26 protein-coding genes are annotated in these 25,186 nt (G+C 66.3%); 12 read left to right on the forward strand and 14 right to left on the reverse strand.

Features of this window, described 5'->3' with window-relative positions; all coding sequences use genetic code 11:
- Positions 1–7 precede the first annotated feature (7 nt).
- Positions 8–661 (reverse strand): HutD/Ves family protein, encoded by a 654-nt coding sequence (locus tag AC5RUM_RS15965; RefSeq protein ID WP_494035847.1) that lies wholly within the window; start codon positions 659–661, stop codon positions 8–10.
- A gap of 184 nt (positions 662–845) precedes the next feature.
- Between AC5RUM_RS15965 and AC5RUM_RS15970 the strand changes: the two genes are divergently transcribed.
- Entirely contained in the window at positions 846–1,442 is a 597-nt protein-coding gene (locus tag AC5RUM_RS15970) for a phosphoribosylanthranilate isomerase (RefSeq protein WP_494035848.1), read from the forward strand.
- A 64-nt stretch (positions 1,443–1,506) separates the two neighbouring features.
- On the forward strand, positions 1,507–1,908 hold the full coding sequence (locus AC5RUM_RS15975; RefSeq protein ID WP_494035849.1) for a YccF domain-containing protein: 402 nt from the start codon (positions 1,507–1,509) through the stop codon (positions 1,906–1,908).
- Positions 1,909–1,911: 3 nt separating this feature from the next.
- Here AC5RUM_RS15975 and AC5RUM_RS15980 read toward each other — a convergent pair whose 3' ends face one another.
- The 4 genes from AC5RUM_RS15980 to AC5RUM_RS15995 all read right to left on the reverse strand — a co-directional run bounded on the left by AC5RUM_RS15980 (position 1,912) and on the right by AC5RUM_RS15995 (position 5,786).
- Positions 1,912–2,793 carry a DUF4031 domain-containing protein gene (locus tag AC5RUM_RS15980; protein ID WP_494035850.1) on the reverse strand — a complete coding sequence of 294 codons (882 nt, stop codon included), beginning with the start codon at positions 2,791–2,793 and terminating at the stop codon, positions 1,912–1,914.
- A gap of 47 nt (positions 2,794–2,840) precedes the next feature.
- Positions 2,841–3,917, reverse strand: a complete 1,077-nt coding sequence (locus AC5RUM_RS15985) for a hypothetical protein (protein WP_494035851.1) — start codon at positions 3,915–3,917, stop codon at positions 2,841–2,843.
- 73 nt (positions 3,918–3,990) lie between these two features.
- Positions 3,991–4,989, reverse strand: coding sequence for a glycosyltransferase (locus AC5RUM_RS15990; RefSeq protein ID WP_494035852.1), 999 nt, complete (start codon positions 4,987–4,989; stop codon positions 3,991–3,993).
- Between the two features lie 2 nt (positions 4,990–4,991).
- The gene (locus AC5RUM_RS15995) at positions 4,992–5,786 is read right to left on the reverse strand and encodes a glycosyltransferase family 2 protein (protein ID WP_400580080.1); all 795 of its coding nucleotides are present in this window, start codon (positions 5,784–5,786) and stop codon (positions 4,992–4,994) included.
- Positions 5,787–6,093: 307 nt separating this feature from the next.
- Here AC5RUM_RS15995 and AC5RUM_RS16000 point away from each other — a divergent pair, with 307 nt between their 5' ends.
- The gene (locus tag AC5RUM_RS16000) at positions 6,094–6,978 is read left to right on the forward strand and encodes a glycoside hydrolase family 16 protein (RefSeq protein WP_494035853.1); all 885 of its coding nucleotides are present in this window, start codon (positions 6,094–6,096) and stop codon (positions 6,976–6,978) included.
- On the opposite strand, the gene AC5RUM_RS16005 is transcribed toward AC5RUM_RS16000, so the two are convergent.
- Positions 6,979–8,112 carry a metallophosphoesterase gene (locus AC5RUM_RS16005; protein WP_494035854.1) on the reverse strand — a complete coding sequence of 378 codons (1,134 nt, stop codon included), beginning with the start codon at positions 8,110–8,112 and terminating at the stop codon, positions 6,979–6,981. It abuts the gene before it with no gap.
- Between the two features lie 188 nt (positions 8,113–8,300).
- On the opposite strand from AC5RUM_RS16005, the gene AC5RUM_RS16010 reads away from it, so the two are divergent.
- The 5 genes from AC5RUM_RS16010 (at position 8,301) to AC5RUM_RS16030 (ending at position 12,467) form a co-directional block, all read left to right on the forward strand.
- On the forward strand, positions 8,301–8,711 hold the full coding sequence (locus tag AC5RUM_RS16010; RefSeq protein WP_494035855.1) for a TOBE domain-containing protein: 411 nt from the start codon (positions 8,301–8,303) through the stop codon (positions 8,709–8,711).
- Positions 8,708–9,532 carry a molybdate ABC transporter substrate-binding protein gene (gene modA / locus AC5RUM_RS16015; RefSeq protein WP_494035856.1) on the forward strand — a complete coding sequence of 275 codons (825 nt, stop codon included), beginning with the start codon at positions 8,708–8,710 and terminating at the stop codon, positions 9,530–9,532. The genes AC5RUM_RS16010 and modA overlap by 4 nt, the downstream gene beginning before the upstream one ends.
- Positions 9,533–9,557: 25 nt before the next feature.
- The gene (locus AC5RUM_RS16020) at positions 9,558–10,505 is read left to right on the forward strand and encodes an ABC transporter permease (RefSeq protein WP_494035857.1); all 948 of its coding nucleotides are present in this window, start codon (positions 9,558–9,560) and stop codon (positions 10,503–10,505) included.
- Positions 10,502–11,620 carry a sulfate/molybdate ABC transporter ATP-binding protein gene (locus AC5RUM_RS16025; protein ID WP_494035858.1) on the forward strand — a complete coding sequence of 373 codons (1,119 nt, stop codon included), beginning with the start codon at positions 10,502–10,504 and terminating at the stop codon, positions 11,618–11,620. The genes AC5RUM_RS16020 and AC5RUM_RS16025 overlap by 4 nt, the downstream gene beginning before the upstream one ends.
- 61 nt (positions 11,621–11,681) lie before the next feature.
- Positions 11,682–12,467 carry a S1 family peptidase gene (locus tag AC5RUM_RS16030; protein ID WP_494035859.1) on the forward strand — a complete coding sequence of 262 codons (786 nt, stop codon included), beginning with the start codon at positions 11,682–11,684 and terminating at the stop codon, positions 12,465–12,467.
- A 21-nt stretch (positions 12,468–12,488) separates the two neighbouring features.
- On the opposite strand, the gene AC5RUM_RS16035 is transcribed toward AC5RUM_RS16030, so the two are convergent.
- Positions 12,489–12,824 carry a hypothetical protein gene (locus AC5RUM_RS16035; RefSeq protein ID WP_494035860.1) on the reverse strand — a complete coding sequence of 112 codons (336 nt, stop codon included), beginning with the start codon at positions 12,822–12,824 and terminating at the stop codon, positions 12,489–12,491.
- Positions 12,825–13,049: 225 nt separating this feature from the next.
- Here AC5RUM_RS16035 and clpB point away from each other — a divergent pair, with 225 nt between their 5' ends.
- Complete coding sequence (gene clpB / locus AC5RUM_RS16040) at positions 13,050–15,707, forward strand: ATP-dependent chaperone ClpB (protein WP_494035861.1); 2,658 nt, start codon at positions 13,050–13,052, stop codon at positions 15,705–15,707.
- Positions 15,708–15,733: 26 nt separating this feature from the next.
- Here clpB and AC5RUM_RS16045 read toward each other — a convergent pair whose 3' ends face one another.
- The gene (locus AC5RUM_RS16045; RefSeq protein WP_494035862.1) at positions 15,734–16,249 is read right to left on the reverse strand and encodes a septum formation family protein; all 516 of its coding nucleotides are present in this window, start codon (positions 16,247–16,249) and stop codon (positions 15,734–15,736) included.
- A gap of 577 nt (positions 16,250–16,826) precedes the next feature.
- On the opposite strand from AC5RUM_RS16045, the gene AC5RUM_RS16050 reads away from it, so the two are divergent.
- Positions 16,827–17,060: a DUF3073 domain-containing protein gene (locus AC5RUM_RS16050; RefSeq protein WP_205652002.1), complete on the forward strand. Its 234-nt coding sequence runs from the start codon at positions 16,827–16,829 to the stop codon at positions 17,058–17,060.
- A gap of 325 nt (positions 17,061–17,385) precedes the next feature.
- Positions 17,386–18,225, forward strand: coding sequence for a VOC family protein (locus AC5RUM_RS16055; RefSeq protein ID WP_494035863.1), 840 nt, complete (start codon positions 17,386–17,388; stop codon positions 18,223–18,225).
- 5 nt (positions 18,226–18,230) lie between these two features.
- On the opposite strand, the gene purM is transcribed toward AC5RUM_RS16055, so the two are convergent.
- The 6 genes from purM to uraD are packed head-to-tail and all read right to left on the reverse strand — an operon-like array spanning position 18,231 to position 23,325.
- Entirely contained in the window at positions 18,231–19,397 is a 1,167-nt protein-coding gene (gene purM, locus AC5RUM_RS16060) for a phosphoribosylformylglycinamidine cyclo-ligase (RefSeq protein ID WP_494035902.1), read from the reverse strand.
- A 23-nt stretch (positions 19,398–19,420) separates the two neighbouring features.
- Positions 19,421–21,136 carry an amidophosphoribosyltransferase gene (purF, locus tag AC5RUM_RS16065; RefSeq protein ID WP_494035864.1) on the reverse strand — a complete coding sequence of 572 codons (1,716 nt, stop codon included), beginning with the start codon at positions 21,134–21,136 and terminating at the stop codon, positions 19,421–19,423.
- 47 nt (positions 21,137–21,183) lie between these two features.
- On the reverse strand, positions 21,184–21,597 hold the full coding sequence (locus AC5RUM_RS16070) for a hypothetical protein (RefSeq protein WP_494035865.1): 414 nt from the start codon (positions 21,595–21,597) through the stop codon (positions 21,184–21,186).
- Positions 21,598–21,624: 27 nt separating this feature from the next.
- The gene (locus tag AC5RUM_RS16075; protein ID WP_494035866.1) at positions 21,625–22,482 is read right to left on the reverse strand and encodes a fumarylacetoacetate hydrolase family protein; all 858 of its coding nucleotides are present in this window, start codon (positions 22,480–22,482) and stop codon (positions 21,625–21,627) included.
- Positions 22,483–22,492: 10 nt separating this feature from the next.
- Positions 22,493–22,831, reverse strand: coding sequence for a hydroxyisourate hydrolase (uraH, locus tag AC5RUM_RS16080; protein ID WP_494035867.1), 339 nt, complete (start codon positions 22,829–22,831; stop codon positions 22,493–22,495).
- On the reverse strand, positions 22,828–23,325 hold the full coding sequence (uraD, locus tag AC5RUM_RS16085; RefSeq protein WP_494035868.1) for a 2-oxo-4-hydroxy-4-carboxy-5-ureidoimidazoline decarboxylase: 498 nt from the start codon (positions 23,323–23,325) through the stop codon (positions 22,828–22,830). Before uraD ends, uraH begins: the two co-directional genes overlap by 4 nt.
- 537 nt (positions 23,326–23,862) lie before the next feature.
- On the opposite strand from uraD, the gene AC5RUM_RS16090 reads away from it, so the two are divergent.
- Positions 23,863–25,164, forward strand: coding sequence for a glycosyltransferase family 2 protein (locus AC5RUM_RS16090; RefSeq protein ID WP_494035869.1), 1,302 nt, complete (start codon positions 23,863–23,865; stop codon positions 25,162–25,164).
- Positions 25,165–25,186: the final 22 nt, after the last annotated feature.

Here is a 25,186-nt window from a genome sequence, read left to right on the forward strand (position 1 = left end):
TCCCTGTTCAGGGCCCGGCCGGGACCGCGTCGATGGACACCACAGCCAAAAACCCGCGGCCCAAAATCTCCGGTGACCGGGAGCGGGAACCGACCACCGCGTCATAGCGGCCGAGCGGCTCAGGAACGCCCGGGCTGGCATTCCCACCGGTGTCCGCTTCGTCAGCGGAGGCCTCGGGGGCGTCAGTGGATGCCTCAAGGTCGGGGCCGGGGGTCGCCGTCGCCTCGCCCTGGAGCAGGATGCCCAGCTGCCCCTCGAACAGCGGGTGGGCCCGCTTCTTGGAAAGCTCCACGATCGAGGCGAACCCTTTGTACGCGCCGTCGCGGGTGATCACATTGAGGGCGCGGATGTCGCCTGTGGGCAGGGCGGCGGAGCAGTCCGCATCCCCGGAATGGCGGAACGCCCGGTACTTCTCCAGAGGATGTTCGCCACCGTCGACGCTCAGGAGCAGGAGCTCGCCCTCGATCACCGTCAGTACCCGTTCCATGCCGGGGAAGGGCGAAAAATCGCCGGACTTCGTGATGTCCGCGATGCTGACCCGCCAGTCCCAGGCGCCGTCCTGCGCCGAGGCGGCCAGGGGATGGCTCACCAGCTCCCTGGTCACGCCGCCTCCGTTGCGCCACGGCTGCGGTCTGAGGTCTGCGAAGCGAATGATCTCCATCCGCCCAGCCTAGCCTTGCCGCGCGGAGCCCCGCCGCAAGCACATGCCGGAAGCACCCGCCGCAAGCATCTGCTGGTGCGGGAGGCTTCGTTACCCGGCCTCGTTGCCCCCGCCATTCCGCCCGCGTAAAGTCAGCGCAGGATGACTTCGTTCGCCGGAGACATATCAACGCTAGGAGCCGTAAATGTTCGTCAAAGTGTGTGGGCTGAGTACGCCTGAGTCGATCCGGGAGGCGGTGGATGCCGGAGCGGACGCCGTGGGCTTCATACTGACGGCCAGCCCCCGTGTGGTCTCCCCGGCACAGGTCACCGAGCTGCTCAGGAGTGTTCCCGACGGCGTCGCCGCCGTCGGCGTCTTCCGCCACGAGCCGGCCGCGGACGCCGTGGCGATAGCCCGCGCGGCGGGCCTGGAGTGGATACAGCTGCACGGCGACCGCACCCCGGACGACATCAAAACCGCGCACGACGCCGGCATGAAAGTCATCCGGGCAGTCACCAAGGGCGCCGCACCGGACGACTTCGCGAACTGGGGCGAAGAGTTGCTGCTCGTTGACGCCGCCGTCCCCGGGTCGGGGGAAAGCTGGGACTACGGCTCCATGCGCGCCAAGGGCCTGGAAGGACGCGACTGGATCCTCGCCGGAGGGCTGGACGCCGAAAACGTTGCAGAAGCGGCGCGGGCTGCCGGGGCCTGGGGCGTCGACGTCTCCTCCGGCGTGGAGCAGTCCCGCGGCGTCAAGGATCTGGCGAAGATCCGGGCCTTCGTGACGGCCGCGAAAGCCTGATTCAGGGTTAAATTCAGGGCATGCCCCGAGGCGCCCACCGGCCTTCAGGCCGCAGAATGGACAGATGAAGACACTCCTCAACGTCATTTGGCTCGTATTCGGCGGCCTCTGGCTGGCCATCGGTTATTTCCTCGCCGGCGTGGTCTGCTGCCTGCTGATCGTCACCATTCCCTGGGGCATTGCCTCGTTCCGGATCGCCTCCTACACGCTCTGGCCGTTCGGCCGGATGGTGGTGGACAAGCCGGGCGGAAACGGAGTGTTCGCCCTCTTGGGAAATGTGATCTGGCTCCTCGTGGCCGGCATTTGGATCGCCGTCGGGCACGTCGTCACGGCCATCGCCATGGCCGTGACCATCATCGGCATTCCGCTGGCTATCGCCAACCTGAAGCTCATCCCTGTCTCGCTCATGCCGCTGGGCAAGCAGATCGTACCTACCAGTGCGCCCTTTGTGACCAGCTACCACTGATGTTCACTGCCCAGCCGCCTCCAGCTCGCCCATGAGGTTCCTCCGGGCAGCGTCCAGCCACAGCTCCCGGCCGCGTTCCGTATTGAACAGTGGATCGAGTTCCAGCAGGTGGCGGACGACGGCGGCCCTTCCGGCCGCGAAGTCGGCGTCCCCGATGTGCGCGTAATCCTTCCGGACGGCGGCCACATACCGTGAGTAAGGCTCAGGTTCGCCACCCAGGACGGACAGGTCCGCATCGCAGAGGAGCGCGCCGTCGTCGTCCCCCGGTGCCGGCCGGTGGTCGGAGGTCAGCCTGACCAGGCGGGCCACCTCGTCGATTTCACGGGCGGGGAGACCGGCCTCCGAAAGCCTGGCTTCGGCGAGCCGTGCCGACTCTTCCTCATCCTCGCCAGCGACGCCGCGGTAGACGGCGTCGTGGAACCAGGCCGCGAGCAGCACAGTGCGCGGCGGCTCGGCGGATTCGGTGAGCAGGTCGAGTGCCTCGAGGACCGCCAGCAGATGGGTGCAGCCGTGGTACTGGCGGTGGCTTTCGCTCCAGCGGTCCAAAAGGTCCAGGAAAAGAGCGTCGTGGCCGGGCATCACCCTGTTCCACCGGTTCAGCAGCGGCAATTTCAGCGACTTGGTGCGCTCACGGGCCGGAATCCGCAGTCCGCTCGCAATGAGTTTGCGGACCAGGATCCGGGCTTCCACGGGAATGGCACCCGCGGCCACCAGCGAGTCGTAGCGGCGTTCGGGGACATCGTAGTGGTCGCCGTCGAAGGCCCGCTCCGGTATCCCCGCCGCCGCAGCGAAGGCGTGCAGCTCCGCCAGGGACGTGTCAGAGATCAGGTGGGAAAAGTGCGTTTCGTGTGCAGGCCAAAGTGGCGGATCAAGGTAGATGGCCATGGAGCAAAGTCTAGTCTTCGGGGCGCACACCCACGTTTAGCAGCGCGTCACTCTTCCAGCTTGGAATTCACGAGCCCGACGACGTACTCCGATGTCCGCCCCGCGGGCCAGAATGCGGGCACGCGCAGCAGGAAGCACGGGACTTCGGAGAGCGCTCGGCGGGCCACGGCGGCTTTTTGTCCGAAGTGGTCCTCGAGCGGGACGAGCCCAGTGGCGCCCAGCGCTTCGATCAGCCGCCGCGACGCCGCGGGCAACCCGGCGTGGAAGTTGCCCACAACCCGTGACGTCATCCACTCTGGACTCCGTGGTTCCAACCGCGCATCGCGGCCGTCAAAGCGCTCAAGGAAGATGGCCAGCCGGGTGAGTGCGGCCGACGAAATCCGGCCTGGGCCGAATACCTGCTCCGGGGCCACCGTCCGGGGCGACCAGTTGCGGGCAAAAGCCCTGCCTGCGGGGTACCGCTCCAACATCGGCTGCGCTGATGCCGCCAGCTTTGCTGCAGATCTGGCCAGCCATTCGGGTGCGGGCGGCTGGGGAAGCAGATTCAGGCCGCCGGCGTGCCTCGTTCCTTCCGGCGGGCCATGCGGCATCGGCTTCGCGTATCCCAGGAGCATTCCGTCAGCATCCAGGAAGGACCAGTCATCGGCCATGAAGCGCACGCCGGGCTGTGCAGCGAGTCTGGTGACCGTTCCGGGCTCCAACGCGCCCGAAGCCGGCAGCAGGACTCCGGAACCGCGGTACTCCACTGCTGCAGCGTGGATCATGGCCACGTTGGCCCTGATGCACAGACTGTCCAGCAGGGGTATAAGCGCAGACAGCAGCTCGCCGCGTCCCTGGATCACATAACCGTGTCGATTTGCCACGATCTGGACCTCGTGCTGGACCTCGTGCGCGGGCAGATAGAGCGAGTCCTCCGTGAAGCGATGCCCGTCCGCGTGGGACTGCTCTGGAACGGGGGTTACGGTCCCGCAGAAGCGGAGTTTCAGCGGAGAGCGGGACCCACCCCGGAACGGCGCCAGCACGTCGTGCAACTCGGACCCGCCCGGCGTGCCGGAGTCCACTTCAATGCCCACGAGACCGTGGACGTCAAAACTCGCTCCGGTCGACGCGTCTGAGTCCTTCATTACGTCCTTTTTCGGCTCGCAGTGCCGGGGCGTCTCGACGCCCCGGCACTGCTAACGGAGGTCACGGCAGGTATCAGCTGACTTCCCGCCAACTGGCGGGGGCGGCGTCCTGCCCGGGTTCCGCGCCAACCGGTTCACCGGGAAACCTGCGGCCCTGGACGTATCCGAAGGTGGTGACGGCGAGCACCGCAACAACCGTCGCAGCACGGCGCAGTCCGTCTTTGTCCTTGCCGACGAGCCAGTCCTTGACTCCCAGGAACACGGCACGGGGAAGCACCCTTCGGACGTAGCGGCGTTCTGGCCCGAGAGCCCTCTTGTGTCCCACGACCTTGCTCACCTGGGCCTTGGAAATCCCTTCGGACCAAGCGCGGCTCAACATGTATTTCAGGGACCCGCGGGTGGCCGGGACGAAGTGCCGCACCACGGCCTCGGGCTCGTAGACGATCCGGGAGCCGGGGGAGCCGATGACTGCCCGGATGCAGATCTCGGTCTCTTCGCATCCGAGGGGCAACGTATCCTGGCGGCCGAGTGCCGTGTTGAATCCGCCCACGCCGGCCAGGACCTCTGAGCGGAACGACATGTTCGCCCCGATGACGTTGCGGACCTCCGCGGCGACTTTGGGCAGCCCCTTGTGGCTGCACCCGACAATCCAGTCAAGCTCCGGGGCAAAATAGCCCGGCCGCCCGGCCTCCCAGTCGGGATCAACGCGGCCACCCACGGCCAGCACATCGGGGTCGTCATACATGGCGGTCATGCGCTCGAGCCAGTCGGGTGCGGCCTGGGCGTCGTCGTCGAGGAAGGCGACAATGCCGGTGGTCGCCGCTCCGACACCCGTGTTCCGGGCACCGGACAGACCCTTTGCCCCGGTGTTTTCGAGGATCACCACATCAGACACCGTAAAGATGAGCCGCTTGTAGAGGTCGCTGTTGTAGTCGACGACGACGATCGTCTGCCGAGGGGGGACAGTTTGGGTGCGGACGGAGTCCACCGCCGCCATCAACATGTCCCACCGGTCCTCCGTGTAGGAGCAGATCACCACTGAAACGTCAGGGACGTCGAAATAGCGGGACATCTTCAGTCACCTGCCGTGGCGCCGAGGACCGTACGGGGGTCCGTGGGGACATGTGGGAAAGCGATACTCGGATACTTGTACTTCACCCGTCTGAGCGCCTCAGGCCGGGCCCCGGCCGTCGGTGCTTCCCACCCGACATACTCCCTGGCCAGGGTTCGCAGCACCCGCCAGCCGTCGCGGAATGTGTGGAGATTCGAGTTTCCGGAGATCCTCGAAAGCTCACGGCTGGGAACCTCGGCAATGCGGAGCCCTGCACGTGAAGCCCGTACGATCAGCTCCGTCTCGATTTCAAAACCGTCCGACTCCAGCTCAAGGACCTGGAGGCACTCGCGGCGCATGGCGATGTAGCCGTAGCACAGGTCCGAATAATCGCTGCGGAGCACCATGTTGGCCAGTCCGGTCAGTGCCCGGTTGCCGGCGCTTCGCAGCAACGTAATATCGTCCGAGCCGCCGCCCGTGACGTAGCGCGATCCCTTGACGAAGTCGAAGTCATGCTGCAGCGGCGACACGAACCAGCCGATCTCGTGCGGGTCCATGCTGCCGTCGGCATCCAGCATGACGATAATGTCACCTGTGGCCGCGGCCAGTCCTGCGCGGACGGCGACCCCCTTGCCCTTGTTGGGTTCGGCGACCACCACCACGTCGAGGCGAAGGGCCCGCGCGACGTCGACGGTGCTGTCCAGTGAGCGTCCGTCGACGATCACCACCTCGTCCACATACGAGGGCATTCGGCGAAGCACCCAGGGAAGGTTCAGTGCCTCATTCAGCGTGGGAATCACAACACTGACAGAAGGCATGCTTGCAGGGAGCGCAGTTGTAGAGCTTTGTGTTGAAAGGAGTATCGGGACGGTCACTAGCCTCACCACTCAATGGAGTCGTTTGCTTTTGCCTCAGTAGCAGGATTTCCTGGCTGCTAAGCCCAGGACGTAGACCCGGCACTCGCTGCTACTGGAGGCAACTTGCTTGCACTCCCCCTCGTCTAAGTTTGATTTGCTGACTTGTGAAAAGCTTGGAATTACTTGAAGGCACCCTGCGTTTTCGGCCGTTTTGCGCACCCCTTTTGGGGCTATTGAGTGCGTGGGGCTCCAATGCGAGACTTTCCCCATGTGGATTGCCCGCCGGCGGGGGGTTTCACCGGGCAGTTCGTACCGTCCCGGGTTACTCAGGCTGCTTGTTTCGTCGACCGTCCTGGTGCTGACCGGCTGCAGTGTCGCGGCCGTAGAGCGGCCAAGGACGTCCGCTCCGGCGCCGTCCCAAAAGGCCTCGGGCGACCTCCCCGGCTGGAAGCAGGTGTTTTGGGAAGACTTCGACCGGGGGGACGTTCCGATTGGAGAATTCCCGGGCGATGCCTACCGCCCGCAGTGGAGCGCGGGGTACAAGGACGGCACACCGGACACGGCCGGCCAGAAGGGAAAAGATTCGGGGTATTACCCGGGCAAGGTCCTGAGCGTGAAGGACGGTGTACTGGACTGGTATCTCCACAGTGAAAACGGCGTATCCATGGGGGCGGCACCCAGGCCCAGGTTCCCCAACAAGGCTGAGAACCCGCGGCGGGACAACAGCTTTCTGTACGGGAGGTACTCGGTCCGGTTCAAGGCTGATTCCCTCAAGGGCTACAAGATGGCGTGGCTTCTGTGGCCGAACAGCGACGAATGGCCCAGGGACGGCGAGATCGACTTCCCGGAAGGGGATCTCTCTGAATCGCCCCATGGCGCTGTGCACTTCAGGAGTGACGATCCTGCCGACTTCAAGATGTTCGACTCGAACAAGACGTTTACGAAGTGGCACGTTGGCACAATGGAGTGGAGCCCCGGGAAGGTGGAGTTTTTCCTTGACGGGCGCTCCATCGGGGTCGCAACCAAGAACATCCCCAAAACCCCTATGCACCTGATCCTGCAGACGGAGTCCTGCCTGCCAAAATGCCCGGATCCCAGCACGGAAGGGCACGTCCAGCTGGACTGGATTGGTGTGTGGACCCGGGCCGAGTAGCTATTTCTTCTCGATGGCGAAGGAATCCTTGAAGGACGAGCCCTCGGCCGGAACGAATCTTGCGTCGAGCCGGTCCGGTGTTGCGGTGACGTCAAGCGTGCCGAACGCCGCGCGGCGGTTCTGGCCGGACCAGGTCGCGAAGTAGCGGATTTCCGAGTCGTCCTCTTTCACCGGGTGCAGCCCTGCTCCGCCGAGGCCGGATGTAGCGAAAACCGTGCCGGCACCCTTCGCCATGGACGCATCGGAATCCTTAACGCAGGCTTCGGAAAACGTCCCGGGGACCAGTGCCGTGCAGCCATTGCCGAAGCTTAGCTGGTGGGTCCGCTGGTACGAGTGGTTGTGCCCGGTCAGGACAAGGTCCACCTTCTTCTCGATCAGCATGTTCGTGAGGTCTTTGCCGGCCACACAGTCGTACTTGCCGATGCTGAGGCAGGGTGTGTGCATGCCCACCACGGTCCAGGGAATCTGCTTCGCCTTGGCCGCATCCACGGCCGCAGCGGTCCAGAGCCAGCGGGGGCTGTTCTTGGAATAGTCCAGCTTGTTGCCGTCCTGGAATTTGATGCCGGGCGACAGCATGATGATGCGTACCAGCGGGTTCTGCTCCGGAACGTCCACATACCACTGCGTTCCGTATTCGCCTTTGAGGCCCGGAAGCCTGTTGGGCAGGCATTGGACAAAGTTCCTGATATCGCCGTCGTGGCCGTCACTCTCATGATTTCCCGTGATCAGCTCATACGGAAAGTCAGCCCCCAGCTTTTCGGTGACCATGGCGCAGAACTCTTTTTCCTTCCCCGCCTGGTAGCTGAAGTCACCCAGTGCAAGACTCAGCTGGGGCTTCAGGCCCGCGATGGTATCCAGCACCCGTTTAGCGTCCTTGCCCATGCCGACGTCGCCCTGGGCGGTGAAGTGGACAGACCGTGGTGCGGCGGCGGAAACTCCCGCAGTGCTGCCCGCGGCCGGCGTCCGCCGCAGGAGTGGAGTTTCAGCCGGCGTTGCAGTCTCCGACGCGGTGGGAATGTCTGCCGGCGGCTGCGTGGCAGCCGGCTGGCACCCCGTCAGGAACAATGTCGCGGTCACAACCGCCGCGGCAGGGAGGGCTTTCGCCCGGAGCCGGGTACCTTTGGGGCCACTCATGATTCCTCGCATCACCAAAATGGAACCTGACGCCACAGCTCGGGCTGAGACGAAAGCATGAACATGCTTGGGCCCTAGCGTAACGCCGCAGGGCCAGCCCAAACCAGAGGCAGAGGCTTCTCCCTTTTAGAACGCAACTGCGGAGCATTCATGGAGAAAAGACCGCAGAAGCGGGCTAGGCTTGAGAGATGGCCATGATCCGCGTTTCCGAGGCCGCCCGCTTCCTGGGCGTCAGCGACGACACCATCCGCCGCTGGACTGAGTCCGGCAGCCTTACGCCGCACCGGGATGCGTCCGGGCGGCTGGCGGTGGACGGGCTGGAACTGGCCCAGTTGGCCGGCAGGCAGGCGCACCTTCCGGATGACCCGTCCAGAACAGGCAGTTCGGCGCGCAACCGCTTTGTGGGACTGGTCACCGGCATCACTGCTGACAAAGTCATGGCCCAAGTGGAACTGCAGTGCGGGCCCTTTCGTGTGGTGTCCCTCATGAGCAGCGAAGCTGTCCGCGAACTGGGACTTGAACTGGGATCGGTGGCCACCGCCGTGGTCAAAGCCACTACCGTGATTGTGGAAACGCCCCGGGGGAAGAGCGCCGTATGAGATTCCCCGGCACCCGCATCGCCGTCCTGCTGGCCGCTTCCACCCTGCTGGTGGCGGCTGCGTCCGGTTGCGCACCGGGCCCGTCCGGGCATTCGGCGACCAGCGGGACCCCCCAGCGTTCCGGCACCCTCACCGTGTTCGCGGCCGCTTCCCTCAAGGAAACCTTCACCCGGCTCGCCGCTGAATTCGAAAACCGCAATCCCGGCACAAAGGTCAGCCTGAGCTTCGCCGGGTCCTCGGACTTGGCCACGCAGATTTCCCAGGGTGCCCCGGCCGACGTGTTCGCCTCGGCCGACACCCGGAACATGGCGCGCCTTTCGGACGCCTCGCTCATTCACGGCCACGCCACGAACTTTGCCACCAACATCCTCGAGATCGCCGTCCCGGCAGGCAACCCGGCGTCGATCTCGTCCTTTGCGGACCTCGCCAGGCCCGGCGTGAGGGTGGTGGTCTGTGCCAGCCAGGTGCCGTGCGGCGCGGCGGCTGAAAATGCCGAAAGGGAAACAGGCACGGCGCTCAAGCCCGTGAGCGAGGAATCATCGGTCGCCGATGTCCTGGGCAAGGTCGCGTCGGGCGAGGCGGACGCTGGCCTGGTCTACACAACGGATGTGAAGAGCGCCGGCGGCAAGGTCGAAGGGATCCCGTTCCCCGAGGCCGGCAAGGCCGTGACCACCTACCCGATCGCTGTGCTCGAAGCCAGCGGGAACACAGGGTTGGCGGCGAATTTCATCGCCCTGGTTGCCGGCACCGAGGGGCGGACAACACTGGAGGACGCCGGTTTCGGGGTCCCCGCCGCTCCGGACCGAAGCCCGGCCCAATGAAACTTGGGCCTATGAGGACCGGCCAATGACGACCGGACCAATGAGGACCGCTCAGCGGCGGCCACACGGCGCCTACACCGGCATTCCGTCCTGGATTTACCTCATCGCTGCGGTAGGCGGACTGCTCGTACTGCTCCCGCTCGCCGCCATGGCTGCCAGGGTCAACTGGGCCCAGTTCATTCCGCTGGTGACATCCGAATCGTCGCTCACCGCCCTGGGCCTCAGCCTGCGGACATCCGCCGCCAGCACGGTCCTGTGCATCGTGCTCGGCATTCCGCTGGCTTTGGTGCTGGCCAGGGGCAGCTTTCCCGGGCAGCGGCTGCTCCGGTCCTTCGTGCTGCTGCCGCTGGTTCTCCCGCCGGTGGTGGGTGGCATCGCCCTCCTTTACACGTTCGGCAGGCAGGGGCTGCTGGGCCGGAGCCTGGAGGTCCTGGGGATCCAGATCGCCTTCTCCACTGCCGCAGTGGTCCTTGCCCAGACGTTCGTGGCACTGCCGTTCCTCGTGGTGAGCCTGGAGGGCACATTGCGGACCGCCGGCGGGCGCTACGAGGCCGTGGCGGCAACACTCGGGGCACGTCCCGGCACGGTTCTGCGCCGGGTGACGTTGCCCCTGGTCCTGCCGGGTCTTGCCTCCGGAGCTGTCCTGTCGTTCGCACGGAGCCTCGGTGAATTCGGCGCCACCCTCACGTTCGCGGGCAGCCTGCAGGGTGTCACGCGCACGCTGCCGCTGGAGATTTACCTCCAGCGCGAAACCGACGCCGACTCCGCCGTCGCGCTTTCCCTCGTTTTAGTGGCCGTCGCGGTCACCGTGGTGGCGGTGTCCTACCGCGGCCCGCGGCGGCCACCCGCCGGACCCTTCGGTTCCGGCCTCTTGACTGCGGGGCCCTTCAATACGGGGCCCGGCGCTGCCGGCGGGTCCGGAAACGAACAGCGTACGACGGCGATGCCCGGCCGGGGCGGAGGCAAGCGGTGAGCTTCCGGCTGGAAGCCGCGGTGGCGGCGCGCGGCTTTGACGTGGACCTGACAGTTGGCCCCGGGGAGACGGTGGCCATCATGGGGCCCAACGGTGCAGGAAAATCCACCCTGCTGGCCGTCATCGCCGGGCTGCTGCACCCGGACTCGGGCAGTGCCGACCTGGATGGCAGGATCCTGTTCAACCTTGGCTCCGGCCGGACGACATGGACGGCGCCGCATCACCGTGGCACCGCCCTGCTGGCCCAGGAGCCACTCCTTTTCCCGCATCTGACGGCCCTGGAGAACGTGGCGTTCGGCCCCCGAAGCCGGGGTGAATCCCGGCGTGCGGCGCGGAAAACCGCGCTTCACTGGCTCGAGGCCGTGGACGCTGGCGGGCTGGCCGGGCGGAAGCCAGCCGAACTTTCCGGCGGGCAGGCCCAGCGCGTGGCGGTAGCCCGGGCACTGGCCGCCGATCCCGGGCTGCTGCTGCTCGATGAACCCATGGCCGCCCTGGATGTCCACGCGGCCCCGCTGCTGCGCAGGCTTCTCAAGCGGGTACTCGCCGGCAGGCGGGCCATCATCGTCACCCACGACGCCCTGGACGCGCTGATGCTCGCAGGCCGCGTGATCGTCCTCGAGGACGGCAGGATCATCGAGTCCGGTCCCACGCGCGAGGTCCTGCAGCGGCCGCGGAGCAGGTTCGTGGCGGGCCTGGCCGGCCTCAACCTGATACCGGGCACCCTGACGGAACATGGCCTCAGGACCGCCGCCGGGCAGGACATCGCCGGGCAGCAAGACTCCCTCCACGACACCGGAACGGCTCCAGCCGCGGGGGCAGCCGTGGAAGAATGGTCTGGTTTGGATGCCGGAGCCGCTGCTCCGGGCCAGGCAGGCGTGGCGGTGTTCCCGCCGTCGGCCGTTTCGGTTTTCCTGACCGAAGCGCACGGCAGCCCCCGGAATTCCTTTCCGGTCACGATCACGGACCTGGAGCCGCACGGCGACCAGATCCGCGTCCGGGCGGGGGAGCTCTCCGCAGACGTCACACCCGCTGCCTCAGCAGATCTGGGGCTCACGCCCGGAATGGCCGTGTTCTTCGTGATCAAGGCCGGGGCGGTGTCCGTCTACCCGGCATAAGCGGGCATGCCCGAGGAATGACTATGGCCGACCGTCCGGCCTCTTGCGAAGGAGAGAGTTCTTGAAGACCGCCAAAGCCTTGGCCGCAGTTGCCGCTGCCGCCGCACTGCTGGCACCCCTGCCCGCCGCCGCAGCCCCCACGGGCGAGAGGCACGCCGGCGCCACGGAGGAGGGCAGCGGAGGCGGGACCATGAACCGGAAGGTTGCCGGAGGGAGCCCGACATCCATTTTCGCGGCTCCTGCGGCGGCCCAGATCTCGTTCGATGCCACCGGCACCGACGTTCGCTGCGCGGGAAGCCAGATCGCCGCCAGCTGGGTCATCACGGCGAAGCACTGCGACTCACCGGGCCTCAGGTCGGTCCGCCTCGGCAGCACGTATCTGGAGGCGCACGGGGCTGTCCGGACAGTGGCTGCGCGCTACGCGTCACCCATGGGTGACCTTCTGCTCCTCAAGCTGTCCACACCCTACGCCGGGGCCTACGTGGGCCTTTCCTCTTCCGCGCCCGCCCCCGGTACAGCGGCCAAGGTCTACGGCTGGGGCTACCAGGCCGAGGGATCCGGCAGCATGTCGTACTTCCTGAAGACTGCCGATGTCACTGTCACCGGACCGGGATCGGACACCTACGGCGGAGCATCCGTCCGCACGAAGTCACAGTCGGGGCACCCCATCGGCGGGGACTCCGGTGGTCCGCTGATGGTGGACGGCAAGCTGGCGGGTGTGCTCTCCGAATCCAGTGTCCTGCCCGGCGGGAATCCCTCGGACTACTCGCAGTACTACAGCGACCACGCGTCCATTGCCCGGAACTTCGGCTGGATCACAGGGACCATCGGCGTCACAGGTTTCTGACGCGGCCACCCGCCGCCGGAGCTATATCCCCGGCAGATCCAGGGCTTCGTAGACCTGGATGTTGGCGCCGGGCATCATGAGGTGCGGGTGCCCTTCAAGCAGGGCGAGGGCGCCGTCCGCATCCTCAGCCTGGAGGATTCCGTACCCGGCAACGTTCGTGCTGGTGTCGGAGGTGCCGGCGGCGCTGACCTCCTTGCCCGCGCCCAACGGATTGCCCATGTCCACGATCCCGTCGCCTGCGCGCTGCGCCCATTCCATCCACGCCTTCATGCCTTCCTGGGCGGCCTCCGGCGTGCTTTCTGCCATCTGCGCTTGTGCCGACTGGGGGGCGTTGTAAAGAACAACAAACTTCTTCATGGTGGCTCCTCGGTTCACGTATGCGATTAACGGTCGTCGCAGGTCACAGGTCGATCCTAGGGGGATTCGGGCGGCAGGGATACAGTTCAAGAGCGATGGTTTTCCCGAAGTTCACTTGCCCTGAGAGGCCGTTTCGCTGTGGGCAAACGGAGGCTCCAGGGGTGCCTTCAGCAAAGTTGAGCGTAGTAGACTCAACTTAGAATCACATCCCGGAAGGAGCTCTCTTTGGACGTCAAATTCACCACCAAGAGCCAGGAGGCTCTTTCGGCGGCAGCAATGAACGCCTCGACGGCGGGGAACCCCCAGGTCGAACCGGCGCACCTGCTGAAGGCGCTGATGGATCAGCGCGAGGGCGTCGCCGTCGCACTTCTCCGTGCCACCGGCGCGGACCCGGACACCGTCAGCGTTCAGGCGAGCACCGCCATCAAGGCGCTGCCCGCCACCTCGGGAAGCTCGGTCCAGCAGGCCCAGTTGTCCCGGCCTGCCCTGCAGGCAATTCAAAATGCGCAGAACGAGGCCGACAAGCTGGGAGACACGTTCGTCTCCACCGAACACCTGCTGCTGGGACTCTCGGCAGGCAGTGACGGTGTAGGAAGGCTGTTGCGGGACGCCGGCGCCTCCCACGAGGCGCTGGCAGCGGCGCTGCCGGGCGTCCGGGGCGATCGCAAGGTCGATTCCCCCGATCCCGAGAACACCTTCCAGGCCCTGGAAAAGTTCGGCACTGACCTCACCGCCGTGGCACGCTCGGGCAAGCTCGATCCGGTCATTGGCCGGGACAGCGAGATCCGCCGCATCATCCAGGTGCTCAGCCGCCGGACCAAGAACAATCCTGTGCTGATCGGTGAGCCTGGCGTCGGCAAGACGGCCGTCGTCGAGGGCCTGGCCCAGCGGATCGTGGCCGGCGACGTACCGGAGAGCCTGCGCGGTAAGACCCTGATCGCCCTTGATCTCGCATCCATGGTGGCCGGCGCGAAGTACCGCGGCGAGTTCGAGGAGCGCCTCAAGGCTGTCCTTGAGGAGATCAAGAACTCCGAAGGCCGGATCGTCACGTTCATTGATGAGTTGCACACGGTGGTGGGTGCAGGGGCCACCGGAGAAAGCGCCATGGACGCCGGCAACATGCTCAAGCCCATGCTGGCCCGGGGCGAGCTGCGGCTGATCGGTGCCACCACCTTGGACGAATACCGCGAGAACATCGAAAAGGACCCGGCCCTCGAGCGGCGCTTCCAGCAGGTATACGTGGGAGAGCCCAGCGTGGACGACACCATCGGGATCCTCCGCGGCCTCAAGGAGCGGTACGAGGCCCACCACAAGGTAGCTATCGCTGACTCCGCGCTGGTGGCGGCCGCGACGCTGTCCAACCGCTACATCTCCGGCCGGCAGCTGCCGGACAAGGCGATCGACCTCGTGGATGAGGCTGCATCCCGGTTGCGCATGGAGATCGACTCCGCCCCGGAGGAGATCGACCAGCTGCGCCGCGCCGTCGACAGGCTCACCATGGAGGAGCTTGCCCTGCAGGGCGAGACGGACGCCGCCTCGGTGGAGCGCCTCGCTGCCCTGCGGGCTGACATGGCGGACAAGAAAGAGCAGCTCGCCGCCCTTAACGCCCGCTGGGAGGCCGAGAAAGCCGGCCTCAACCGCGTCGGGGACCTGAAGGCCAAGCTGGACGAGCTGCGGTCCACGGCGGACAAGGCGCAGCGTGAGGGTGACCTGGAAACCGCCTCCCGGATCCTGTACGGCGAAATCCCGGCCCTGGAGCGTGAACTGAACGCCGCCGCGGAGGCCGAGGCCGCCGTCGCCGACAAGTCCGCACTGATGGTGGCGGAGGAAGTCACAGCCAACGACATCGCCGAGGTCATCTCGGCGTGGACCGGCATCCCTGCCGGACGCATGCTGCAGGGCGAAAGCCAGAAGCTGCTGCACATGGAAGAGGAACTTGGCAGGCGCCTGATCGGCCAGTCCAAGGCAGTGCAGGCCGTGTCCGATGCCGTGCGCCGCGCCCGTGCCGGCATCAGCGACCCCAACCGGCCCACCGGCTCCTTCCTGTTCCTCGGTCCCACCGGCGTGGGTAAGACTGAGCTGGCCAAGGCCCTGGCGGAGTTCCTTTTCGACGACGAACGCGCCATTGTGCGGATTGACATGTCCGAATACGGCGAGAAGCACTCCGTGGCCCGGCTTGTCGGCGCGCCTCCGGGCTACGTGGGCTATGAGGAGGGCGGCCAGCTGACCGAGGCCGTCCGCCGCCGTCCCTACTCGGTGGTGCTGCTGGACGAGGTGGAAAAGGCCCACCCGGAGGTCTTCGACATCCTCCTGCAGGTGCTCGACGACGGCCGGCTCACTGACGGCCAGGGCCGCACCGTGGACTTCCGCAACGTGATCCTGGTGCTGACGTCCAACCTCGGAAGCCAGTTCCTGGTGGACCCCACCCTGGATGCGCAGGCGAAGCGCTCGGCCGTGATGGCCACCGTGAATGCCTCCTTCAAGCCGGAGTTCCTGAACCGCCTGGACGAAGTAGTGCTGTTCGATGCCCTGACAGTGGAGGAACTGGCCCGGATCGTGGAGCTGCAGGTGACAGAACTTTCCGGCCGCCTCCACGAGCGGCGGCTCTCGCTCGAGGTGACCGACGCCGCCCGCGCCTGGCTGGCCATGTCCGGCTTCGATTCGGCTTACGGAGCGCGCCCGCTGCGCCGCCTCGTCCAGCGTGAGATCGGCGACCGGCTGGCCAAGGCGATCCTCGCCGGGGAGATCTCCGACGGCGACACGGTGCTCGTGGACACAGCGGCCGATGTCAGCGAACTCACCATCGAGGCGCTGGAGGCCATGGGAACGCCTGGCGGCGGCGCCCCGGCCGGAAACGGACTCTCGGTGCGCCGGAAGGGGTAAGGGGATCGCCGCTGATTGGGATCGTCTTAGGGGAGCAGGCTGGTCTTGATGATGTTCCCCGAAGCGGAAGTGATGTAGCAATCAACGCGGCGGTCTCCCCGCCGCCAGCTGTCGGGGCTGGGATAGGCGAGTTGGTACGTCAGCACATAGGCGTTGGTCTTGCTGTTCAGCTTCGCAGCCTGGCATGCCTCCCGCCCCTTTGTCTTCATCTCCTTGGCGCCCGGGAAAGAGTCCCCGGCCGGGTAACGGTGGATGGCCACAAGTTGGGCGGAATGCCCCGACGTGCAGGCCACCACCGTGGCGTCGGCCGCCGAGGCGTCAAAGTCCTTGAAGCAGTCCCCAACCCTGAAGTCCAGGGGGCTGACACCCTTCACGGGGAGGCTGGGGCGCGGTGTTGCCGGGGGCTGGGGAGCGGACGCTGGTGCGGCAGCCGGGCCGGGCTCGCCGACGGCTTGGAGCGTGGCGCCGGCCAGCAGCGAACCGAGGATCCACACGAGCATGCCGGCCACCGCCAGCAACGCGACCAGGAAGCCCGCTTTCATCAGGTTTTGCTGCAGACCGGGTCCAAGCTCCTCGAAGGGATTCGTCCCGGGTACTGAGGGACCGTCCTGCGGCTCGGAAACCGGAGGGTCAGGCACCGGAGGGTCAGACACAGGAGGGTCGGAAACCGGAGGGTCAGGCTGGGCAGTCCGCGGCGGGACGACGGGGGGCGGCGGGATGGGCCGGGGCCCGGCGCCGGGGACTGGATTGCCTTCATTCACTGGCTCGGCACCCCTTCCATGCGGTTGCGCGGCCTCGGACCAACTTCCTCCGCCGACTGTTGGAGGGGTCTCCGGCGCTGTCCGGCTTGCTGTGCTGCCGTATTTCCGGCGCTGCCCAGCGCAGGTTTCCCTGACCGGCCTATTTCACTCGTTCAGGAGACTCTACCGAAAATTTTCCCTCCTACCCCATGATTGCCGCGGTTGTGGCCCCGACACCGGCCCGGCCGATGCACAGGTGGCGAGCAGTTGCCGCCGAAAGCATGTAATCTAGGGATACGACAAATTGACCAATCATTCCGGGGCCTCACCGATCGCCAAGGTGACCACCTCCGGTCCAAGTACAAAAGGGGGTCACGCCATGGGGCGCGGCCGTCAAAAGGCAAAAGCTACCAAGCAGGCTCGGGACATCAAGTACTACTCCCCGAACACTGACTATTCGGCCCTTCAGCGTGAGCTCACGGGTCCGGGAAGTCGTGCCACGAGCCATTTCGCGAATGAACCGGTCGAACCGGACTATTCAGCCTACGTGGATAAGTACGCGGACGATTTGGAAGACGACGACGACGAGGTAGACACCCGTCGGATCGGTTAGTCGTACAGCCGGAACCTGCCGTAAGGCTTTCGGCTGCACGCGGCGTCGTACACTCCAGTTCGGCGTCACCCACCGTCGTCACATTCCGGCACCCTTCGTTTCGGAGAGAGTTTTCTTTCACGAAAGCTCTCCCTTAAGCGAGCGCGGCCACCAAGTTAACAGGCCCGTCGGGCATGCCAGCCATTGGCGTGCCCGGCGGGTTTTCTGCTTCCCGGACGCTGGGACTCGAACACTGGAACGCCAGCACCAGGACTCGAACACCGGGACGCCAACACCGGGACTCCACTAGGCTGTTAGGGGTTTCGGTCCGGCGAAGGGAATTGGCATGGTTCAGCGAAGCGCGTACGCCCATGGGGAAGTGTGCTGGGCGGACGTCCAGACTCCGGACGTTGCGTCCGCCAAGTCGTTTTATGCCGCTGTATTCGGATGGCGCTTTGAGGACCTGCCCACGCCGGACGGGCGCAGCTACTCGAAGGCCTTCATCGACGATGACCTCGTCGCGGTTGTGGCGCCGCAGAAGCCCGCCCAGCAGGCATCAGGCACCCCAGCGCAGTGGAACGTGTACTTCTCCGCGGACGACGCTCAGGCAGTGGCCGAGGAGGCGCCGCACGCGGGCGGCACGGTGCAATTTGGGCCCGAAGACGTGGGGGACACCGGCGTCATGGTGTTCCTGGAGCCGCCCGGCGGCGGTGCCACCGGCGTCTGGCAGGCCGGAACGCATCCAGGCAGCGGGCGGCACAACGAACCGGGGGCCTTCGCTTGGGCCGAACTCCTGACGCCCGAGCCTCGGGCCGCCGTCGGATTTTTCCAGCAGATTTTCGGTCACGAGGTGACCGAGTATCCCCAGGATGACGGCGGAACGTACACCACGCTGATCGTCCGCGGCTCGGAGGTGGCCGGCATAGCCCCCGTCCCCGAGAACGGGGAGGAGGCCGGTAACAGGGATGCGGAGCCGGGGAATGCGCCGGTCGCAGACGACGCCGAGGCCCGTGCCCGGCGTGGCTGGCAGGTCTACTTCGGAGTGTCCAGCGTCAAGGAAGCCGTGCTCGCAGCAGTGACGGCGGGAGCCGAAGTGCTCGTGGAGCCCGAATTCGTGGAGGACGCCGGAAGCATCGCCACGCTGAAGGACCCGCAGGGCGGGGTGTTCAGCGTCCTGGAGGTTTAGCGGATTTACGCGTAGGTGTTGACCATGTGGACGGCGCCGCCGTCCACTCCCTTGGCGCCCTGGACGTAGTCCGGGCCGGTCTTGAGGATGGAATCGGAGTCGGCGCTGACCGTGCCCATGATCCAGGACGGCAGTCCGCGCTCGTTGAGGCGGGCCACGGCGGCGTCGGCGGCGTCGGCAGAGACGATCGCCACCATGCCCACACCGAGGTTGAGCGTGCGCTCGAGGTCAGCCAGCGGGACGCGGCCGAGCTCGGACACCAGCTTGAAGATGGCCGGCAGCTCCCAGGTGGCACGGTCCACGGTGGCAACCAGGCCCTGGGGCAGGACACGGGCCAGGTTGGCTGCGAGGCCCCCGCCGGTGACGTGGCTGAACCCGTGCACGGCCTTGCCGCCCGCGGCAGAGCCTGCGGCCACCGGGAAGGTCCGGGCCAGGTCCAGGCAGTCAGCAGCGTAGACGCGGGTGGGTTCCAGCAGTTCCTCACCCAGGGTGCGGCCGAGCTCGGAAACCTGGCGGTCCAGGGCCCAGCCGGCGTGGTTGATGACGCGGCGGACCAGCGAGTAGCCGTTGGAGTGGAGGCCGGAGGACGCCATGCCGATCACCACGTCGCCCGCACGGACACGGTCCGGGCCCAGCAGGGCATCGGCTTCGACAACACCGGTGGCGGCACCGGCGACGTCGTATTCGTGTTCGCCCAGCAGACCCGGGTGCTCGGCCGTTTCGCCGCCCACCAGGGCGGTGCCCGCCACGGAGCAGGCGGCCGCGATGCCGCGGACGATGTCCGCGATGCGCTCGGGGACCACCTTGCCGCAGGCGATGTAGTCCGTCATGTACAGCGGCTCGGCGCCCACCACGACGATGTCGTCAACCACCATGCCCACGAGGTCGAAACCGATGGTGTCGTGGATGTCCATGGCCTGGGCGATGGCCACCTTGGTGCCGACGCCGTCCGTGGACGTGGCCAGCAGCGGACGCTTGTAGGTCAGGAGCTTCGAAACGTCGTACAGGCCTGCGAAACCGCCGACGCCCCCGATCACCGAGGCGTTGTGCGTCGCCTTGACGGCATCCTTCATGAGTTCGACGGCGCGGTCTCCCGCTTCGACGTCGACGCCGGCGGAGGCGTACGTGATGCCGGCGGCGTTCTGTGCCACGCCGTTTTGGGCAGCGTTCATGTCAGCAGTGGGGAAGGCGGAAGTCATACGGACTCTTTCTTGTCAGCGCCGACGGGGGCAGCGTCGTGGTGGACTTCAGGCACGAGGTCGGCCTCGGTCAGCAGGTTCTCAAATTCGGAATCCGGGCCGGGGTCGCATCCCGTTGCGCCGGGCTTCTCGGCCGGGTCTTCCGTGACGGTGATGCTGTCCGGGTTGCCGGGGGTGGCTGCTGCGGCGGCGGGAGCAGCGGTGCCGGGGGCATCGGCGCGGGCCGCGTCCGCGGGGAGGCCGCCGAGGTCCGTGCGCTCGAGCAGGTTCTTGCCCAGCTTGTCCGAGCCCGGGAGTTCGATGGGGTACTTGCCGGTGAAGCATGCGGTGCACAGGCGCTCCCGGGGCTGCCGGGTGGCGCCGATCATGCCGTCCTCGGAAATGTAGGCCAGCGAATCAGCACCGATGGCCTGCGAGATTTCCTCGATGGTGGCGCCGTTGGCGATCAGTTCCGCCCGAGAGGCGAAGTCGATGCCGTAGAAGCAGGGCCACTGGACGGGCGGGGAGGAGATCTTGACGTGCACGGCGGCTGCGCCGGCTTCGCGGAGCATGCGGACGATGGCGCGCTGGGTGTTTCCGCGGACGATCGAGTCGTCCACCACCACGACGCGCTTGCCGCGGATGACCGACTCCAGGGCGTTGAGCTTGAGCCGGATGCCGAGCTGGCGGAGGGTTTGCGACGGCTGGATGAACGTGCGGCCCACGTAGGAGTTCTTGACGAAGCCATGGGCGAACGGGATGCCGGATTCCTCGGCGTAGCCCACGGCGGCGGGGGTGCCGGACTCGGGCACCGGGATGACGATGTCCGCTTCCTGGGTGTTTTCGCGGGCCAGCTGGCGGCCCATCTCCACTCGGGACTCGTAGACGGAGCGTCCGGCGATCGCGGCGTCGGGGCGGGCGAGGTAGACGTATTCGAATACGCAGCCGGCCGGCGTCGGCTCGGCGAAGCGCTGGGACCGCACGCCCTGCTCGTCGATGGCGATGAACTCGCCGGGCTCGATCTCACGGATGAAGCTGGCGCCGACGGTGGCGAGTGCTGACTGCTCAGAAGCAACCACCCAGCCGCGCTCCAGCCGGCCGAGGCAGAGCGGACGGATGCCGAATGTGTCCCGGGCGGCATACAGGGTGCCTTCGTCCATGAACACGAAGCAAAAGCCGCCCTTGATCTTTGGGAGCAGCTCGATGGCGGTCTGTTCGAGGGTTTTGCCCTCTTCGCCTTCGAGCAGCGCCGTGACCAGGGCAGTGTCCGAGGTGTTGCCCTGCTTCATTTCGCCGCTGAGCTGGCCGCCGTTGCGGTCGTTGATCATGGCATTGAGTTCGGCCGTGTTGGTCAGGTTGCCGTTGTGGGCCAGGGCGACCGTACCGGTGGCCGTGGCACCAAGCGTGGGCTGGGCGTTTGCCCAGTGGCTGGCGCCGGTGGTGGAGTACCGGCAGTGGCCGACCGCGAGGTGCCCCGTCAGGGTGTTCAGGGTGGTCTCGTCAAAGACCTGGGATACCAGGCCCATGTCCTTGTACACGTTGATCCGCTTGCCGTCACTGGTGGCTATGCCAGCCGACTCCTGACCGCGGTGCTGCAATGCATACAGCCCGTAATAGGTGAGTTTTGCTACTTCTTCGCCTGGTGCCCACACCCCGAAGACGCCGCATGCGTCCTGAGGGCCCTTTTCGCCAGGGAGAAGATCATGAGAAAGTTTTCCATCGCCGCGTGCCACTGGTCGATTATCTCACGTCATCAGGTAAGGAACTTCCGGCGGCACGTTTATGACCGGACGTCCGGCTCGTTGCCGTTGTCCTGCCGGTGCCCGGTAGCAGGGTGCCCGCCGGCGCCCGGCCCGGGCTGTTCCGCGTCAGGAAGGGGCTGCTCTTCGGTCTCGGGGACGGCCTCGACGACGGCCTGCCGCGCCCGCCTGACGCTCAGCCGGTCCAGGACCAGCGCCGCAATTGCGCCGAGAATCACACCGCCGCCCCCGCACAGGACCATGAAGAAACCGAAGACCGTGCCCGGGTCGTAGGTGTTGTTGCCTGGCAGCGCATAGGCGATGACCGCCGCCACTGCGATGCCCACGAGCCCGCCGAGAATCAGGAACGGGACGTACTTGGGTGCGCGGCGTACGGTGATCTCGCGCCGTTCAGGGTTTTCGCGCCGTTCAGGGGTGGGGTCGTCAGAGGCCATGCCATCTAGCCTACTGTCAGGGCAGTGTCAGACCAGAACCGGAGCGTCCACGAGCCGCTGCCGCTGTTCGCCGAGCACCTCCCCGCCGGACATGCGCATGACGTCCCCGCTCTTGAGGTACGGGTACCGGCCGGAGAGAGCCACGCCGGCCGGCGTGCCGGTGGTGATCAGGTCGCCCGGCTCGAGCACCATGTACTGGGACAGCCGGCGGACAAGTTCTGCTGCGCCGAAAATCATGTCCTGCGTTGAACTTTTCTGCCGCGGTTCGTCGTTGACCCAGGATGCGAGGTCGATGCTGCCGGCGTCTGCCGATGCGGCGGGAACCAGCCACGGACCCAGCGGGTTGAACGTGGGGCAGGATTTGCCCAGCGACCATTGCGGCCCGGAATGTTCCAGCTGATATTCCCGCTCGGAGACGTCGTTGGACAGCACATACCCCGCAATGCAGGCTGCGGCAGCGGCGTCGGACCCGAGGTAGCTGGCGCGCCGGCCGATAACCACCCCGAGCTCCACCTCCCAGTCCACGCGCTGGGCGCCCGGCGGGATCACGACGTCATCGTTGGGTCCAACCACGGTGTTGGGGTGCTTGAAGAAGATGATGGGCCGCTCCGGCTCGGGGAGGCCCGATTCGGCGGCATGCGCGGCGTAGTTCAGTCCTACGCCGATCACCGCGCCCGGGCGGGCGATGGGCGCCCCGATCCGCTTCCCCTCGACGGAGACGAGCGGCAGGCCGGTGAGGTCGAGGTCGTCCAGCTCGTGGGCCCAGGTTTCGAGGAAGGCGCCGTCGATGTCGGCGGTGACGGGCCTCAGGTCGTGCGCCTTGCCCTCGTCGTCGATGATGACCGGGATCTCGTTCCCGGCAGTGCCAATGCGCATCAGCCGCATGCTTGTCCTTTCAGCTTCCACGGTAGGTGGAGTAGGCGAACGGGCTCAGCAGCAGCGGCACGTGGTAGTGCTCGGGACCGGTCACCTCGAAGATGAGGTCCACCTCGGGAAAGAATGTGGCCGTGCCGAGGCCGGCGTAGTAGTCGCCCGTGGCGAAGTTGAGCCGGTAATTGCCCGGTGCCAGCTCCTCGGGGCCGAGGTCCTTCGCGCGGCCGTCCGCATCGGTGGTGCTGCTCGACAGCTGTGTCCAGCGGCCTCCGTCGTTCGCGTAAAGCACGACGGCGACCCCCGCCGCCGGGCGTCCGGCGCCGGTGTCCAGAATGTGGGTGGTGACGTGGGAAACACTCATTCGCTGATCACTCCTTCGAGACGCAGCAGCGCGATCTCGCGCAGTTGCTGAGCCACAATGACGTCTTCTTGGCCGGGGCTGTTGGACAGGCGCTCCTGCAGCGCCGCCAAGATTTCCGGTGCCGTGCGGCCGGCGGCGCGGATCAGGAAAACGCGGCCGAACTTCTCCTCATACGCGCGGTTCCCGGCGGCCAGCGCCTCTGTGACCGCCGCGTCCGCGGGGTCGACGCCCGCCTGTTCGGAACGGGACATGGACGCCTCCGCGGTTGCCGCCGTCGGGCGTTCACCGATCCGGGGGTGGTGGGCCATGGCGGCCTCAACCTCGTCCGGAGTGAACGGCGAGGCGGCTTCGCGGGCGAAGCCAAGCAGCGCGTCGCAGGACGCGAAGGGGCGGGCGTCGGTGATCTGGTCCACCCAGCGTTGGACGTCGATGCAGGGCCGGAGCACGGCGCTGGCGGCCGTGCGGTCTGCCTCATTGAATTCGGCAAGCTTCATGCTTGTGGTTCTCTCTGCAGATGCTGGCATCCATGGTGACGGCTATGCGGCATGCCGGGTCCTCTCCCGGCGAGACCGGAACTCCATTCGCTGCCCCGAGTCTTCCGCATCATGGAACTGTTATTTCAGCATACGTAATAGTGAAGCTGAAGGCCGGCGGTAATGTCAAGAACATTCCGCTCCAATCAGTACTTACCCTTTCATTGCTACCAACCAAGTAGTGAGAGCCGATTAGCGCTTCGAAAAACAGGTATTGCCTACTGGTGACACTAAGTGGGCCCAATCATAGGCTTTTAGCCCACAAGGCCTAACTGTGGCGCACAGAATATCGTCGCCGCGGATACACGCCTTATAGTGCCGCAAGTTGCCGTTGGTTTCTTCTGAAAAGTGGAATCCGCCGGCGCCACCAGAAGTCGCTACCTTTCATGAAGCGGTGAGGCCCGTGTCCAGACCCAGAGCAGTTCCAGCTCCGTATGCAGAGCCCGCGGGCCGGGCAAGACCTTCGCGGAGCAGCACGCCGGCGTGGCAGGCATGGACGTGAGCGACCCCCTGGGGGCGCCGGTTCATCGGGAAGAGGGGCACGAGCACCTTGTCCTGGACCTGCCGCGCGCGATGGAGAGCCCCGTCCCCCCGGACTGGTCCGGAGCCAGATGGATTGGCGCCGTGGACCTGGCATCACTTAACGGGCACAAAAGCCTGAAGCTGCAGGATTCCAAAGGATACGAGCGTGCCCGGTTGCTGGTGCGTGAGGGCTCATCCCTGCGGGGATTCGTCGATGTTGAAACGCCCGATGGCGTCCTGGACCGGGCGGTCCTGGATTCCGCAACGGCTGAACTGCCCGAGGCTGAGCCGGTTTCCGCCGCAGTGTCGGCCCCATTTATTACCGTGATCATTTGCACGAGGGACCGGGCCGCCGTGCTGCGCGGCGCCCTCGAGGCCTTACTGCGCCTCGACTACCCGGACTACGACATCCTGGTGGTGGACAATGCGGCGCGAACCACCGAGACAAGAGACATGGTGCGGGAGGAGTTCCAGCATCCCCGCGTACAGCTGATCGAGGAGCCCGTCCCGGGACTGTCCCAGGCGCGCAACACCGGACTCAAGCACGCCCGGGGCGACATCGTTGCTTTCACGGATGACGACGTCGTCGTGGACCACGCCTGGCTGCGGGAGATCGCGGCCGGTTTCGAACGGGCGCCCGGCACGGCGTGTGTCACCGGGCTCGTGCCGGCAGGTGAGGTGCGTTCGCGCGCTCAAGGCTACTTCGATTACCGGGTGAGCTGGTCCAAGAGCATCACACCGAAGGTGTACTCCCTTGCCGACCCTCCTGCTGATCTTCCGAACTTTCCCTTCTGCGTGGGCGCTTACGGCACAGGAGCCAACTTCGCGCTGGACCGCCGCCTGGCGCTCCAACTGGGCGGTTTCGACACCGCCCTGGGTGCCGGGACCAGGACCGGGGGAGGCGAAGACATTGACATGTTCACCCGGGTGATTCTTGCGGGCCATCCCTTAGTGGTCCATCCCTCAGCAGTGGTCTGGCACCGTCATCGCGACGGTCTGGAGGAACTGCAGGCCCAGGCGCGGAGCTACGGCAGCGGATTGGGCGCCTGGCTCACGAAGATCCTGCTGAATCCCCGTACTGCCCGGCTCGCGCTGGCACGGACGCCGCATGCGGTCCGCCAACTGCTGGCCAACGCCCGGCACCACTCCGTGGAACCGACGGCCGGCGGAACGGGAGCCTTCGATCCTTGGGATCCACAGCTTGCCAAGGTCCTGCGGCTGGAACTGCTTTCGGTCGCCCGGGGACCCCTGAATTACCTGCTGCAGCGCCGTTCATGACGTGAGTCAGGCGGCCGTCTTT

This window comes from Arthrobacter sp. B2060, assembly GCF_059090445.1.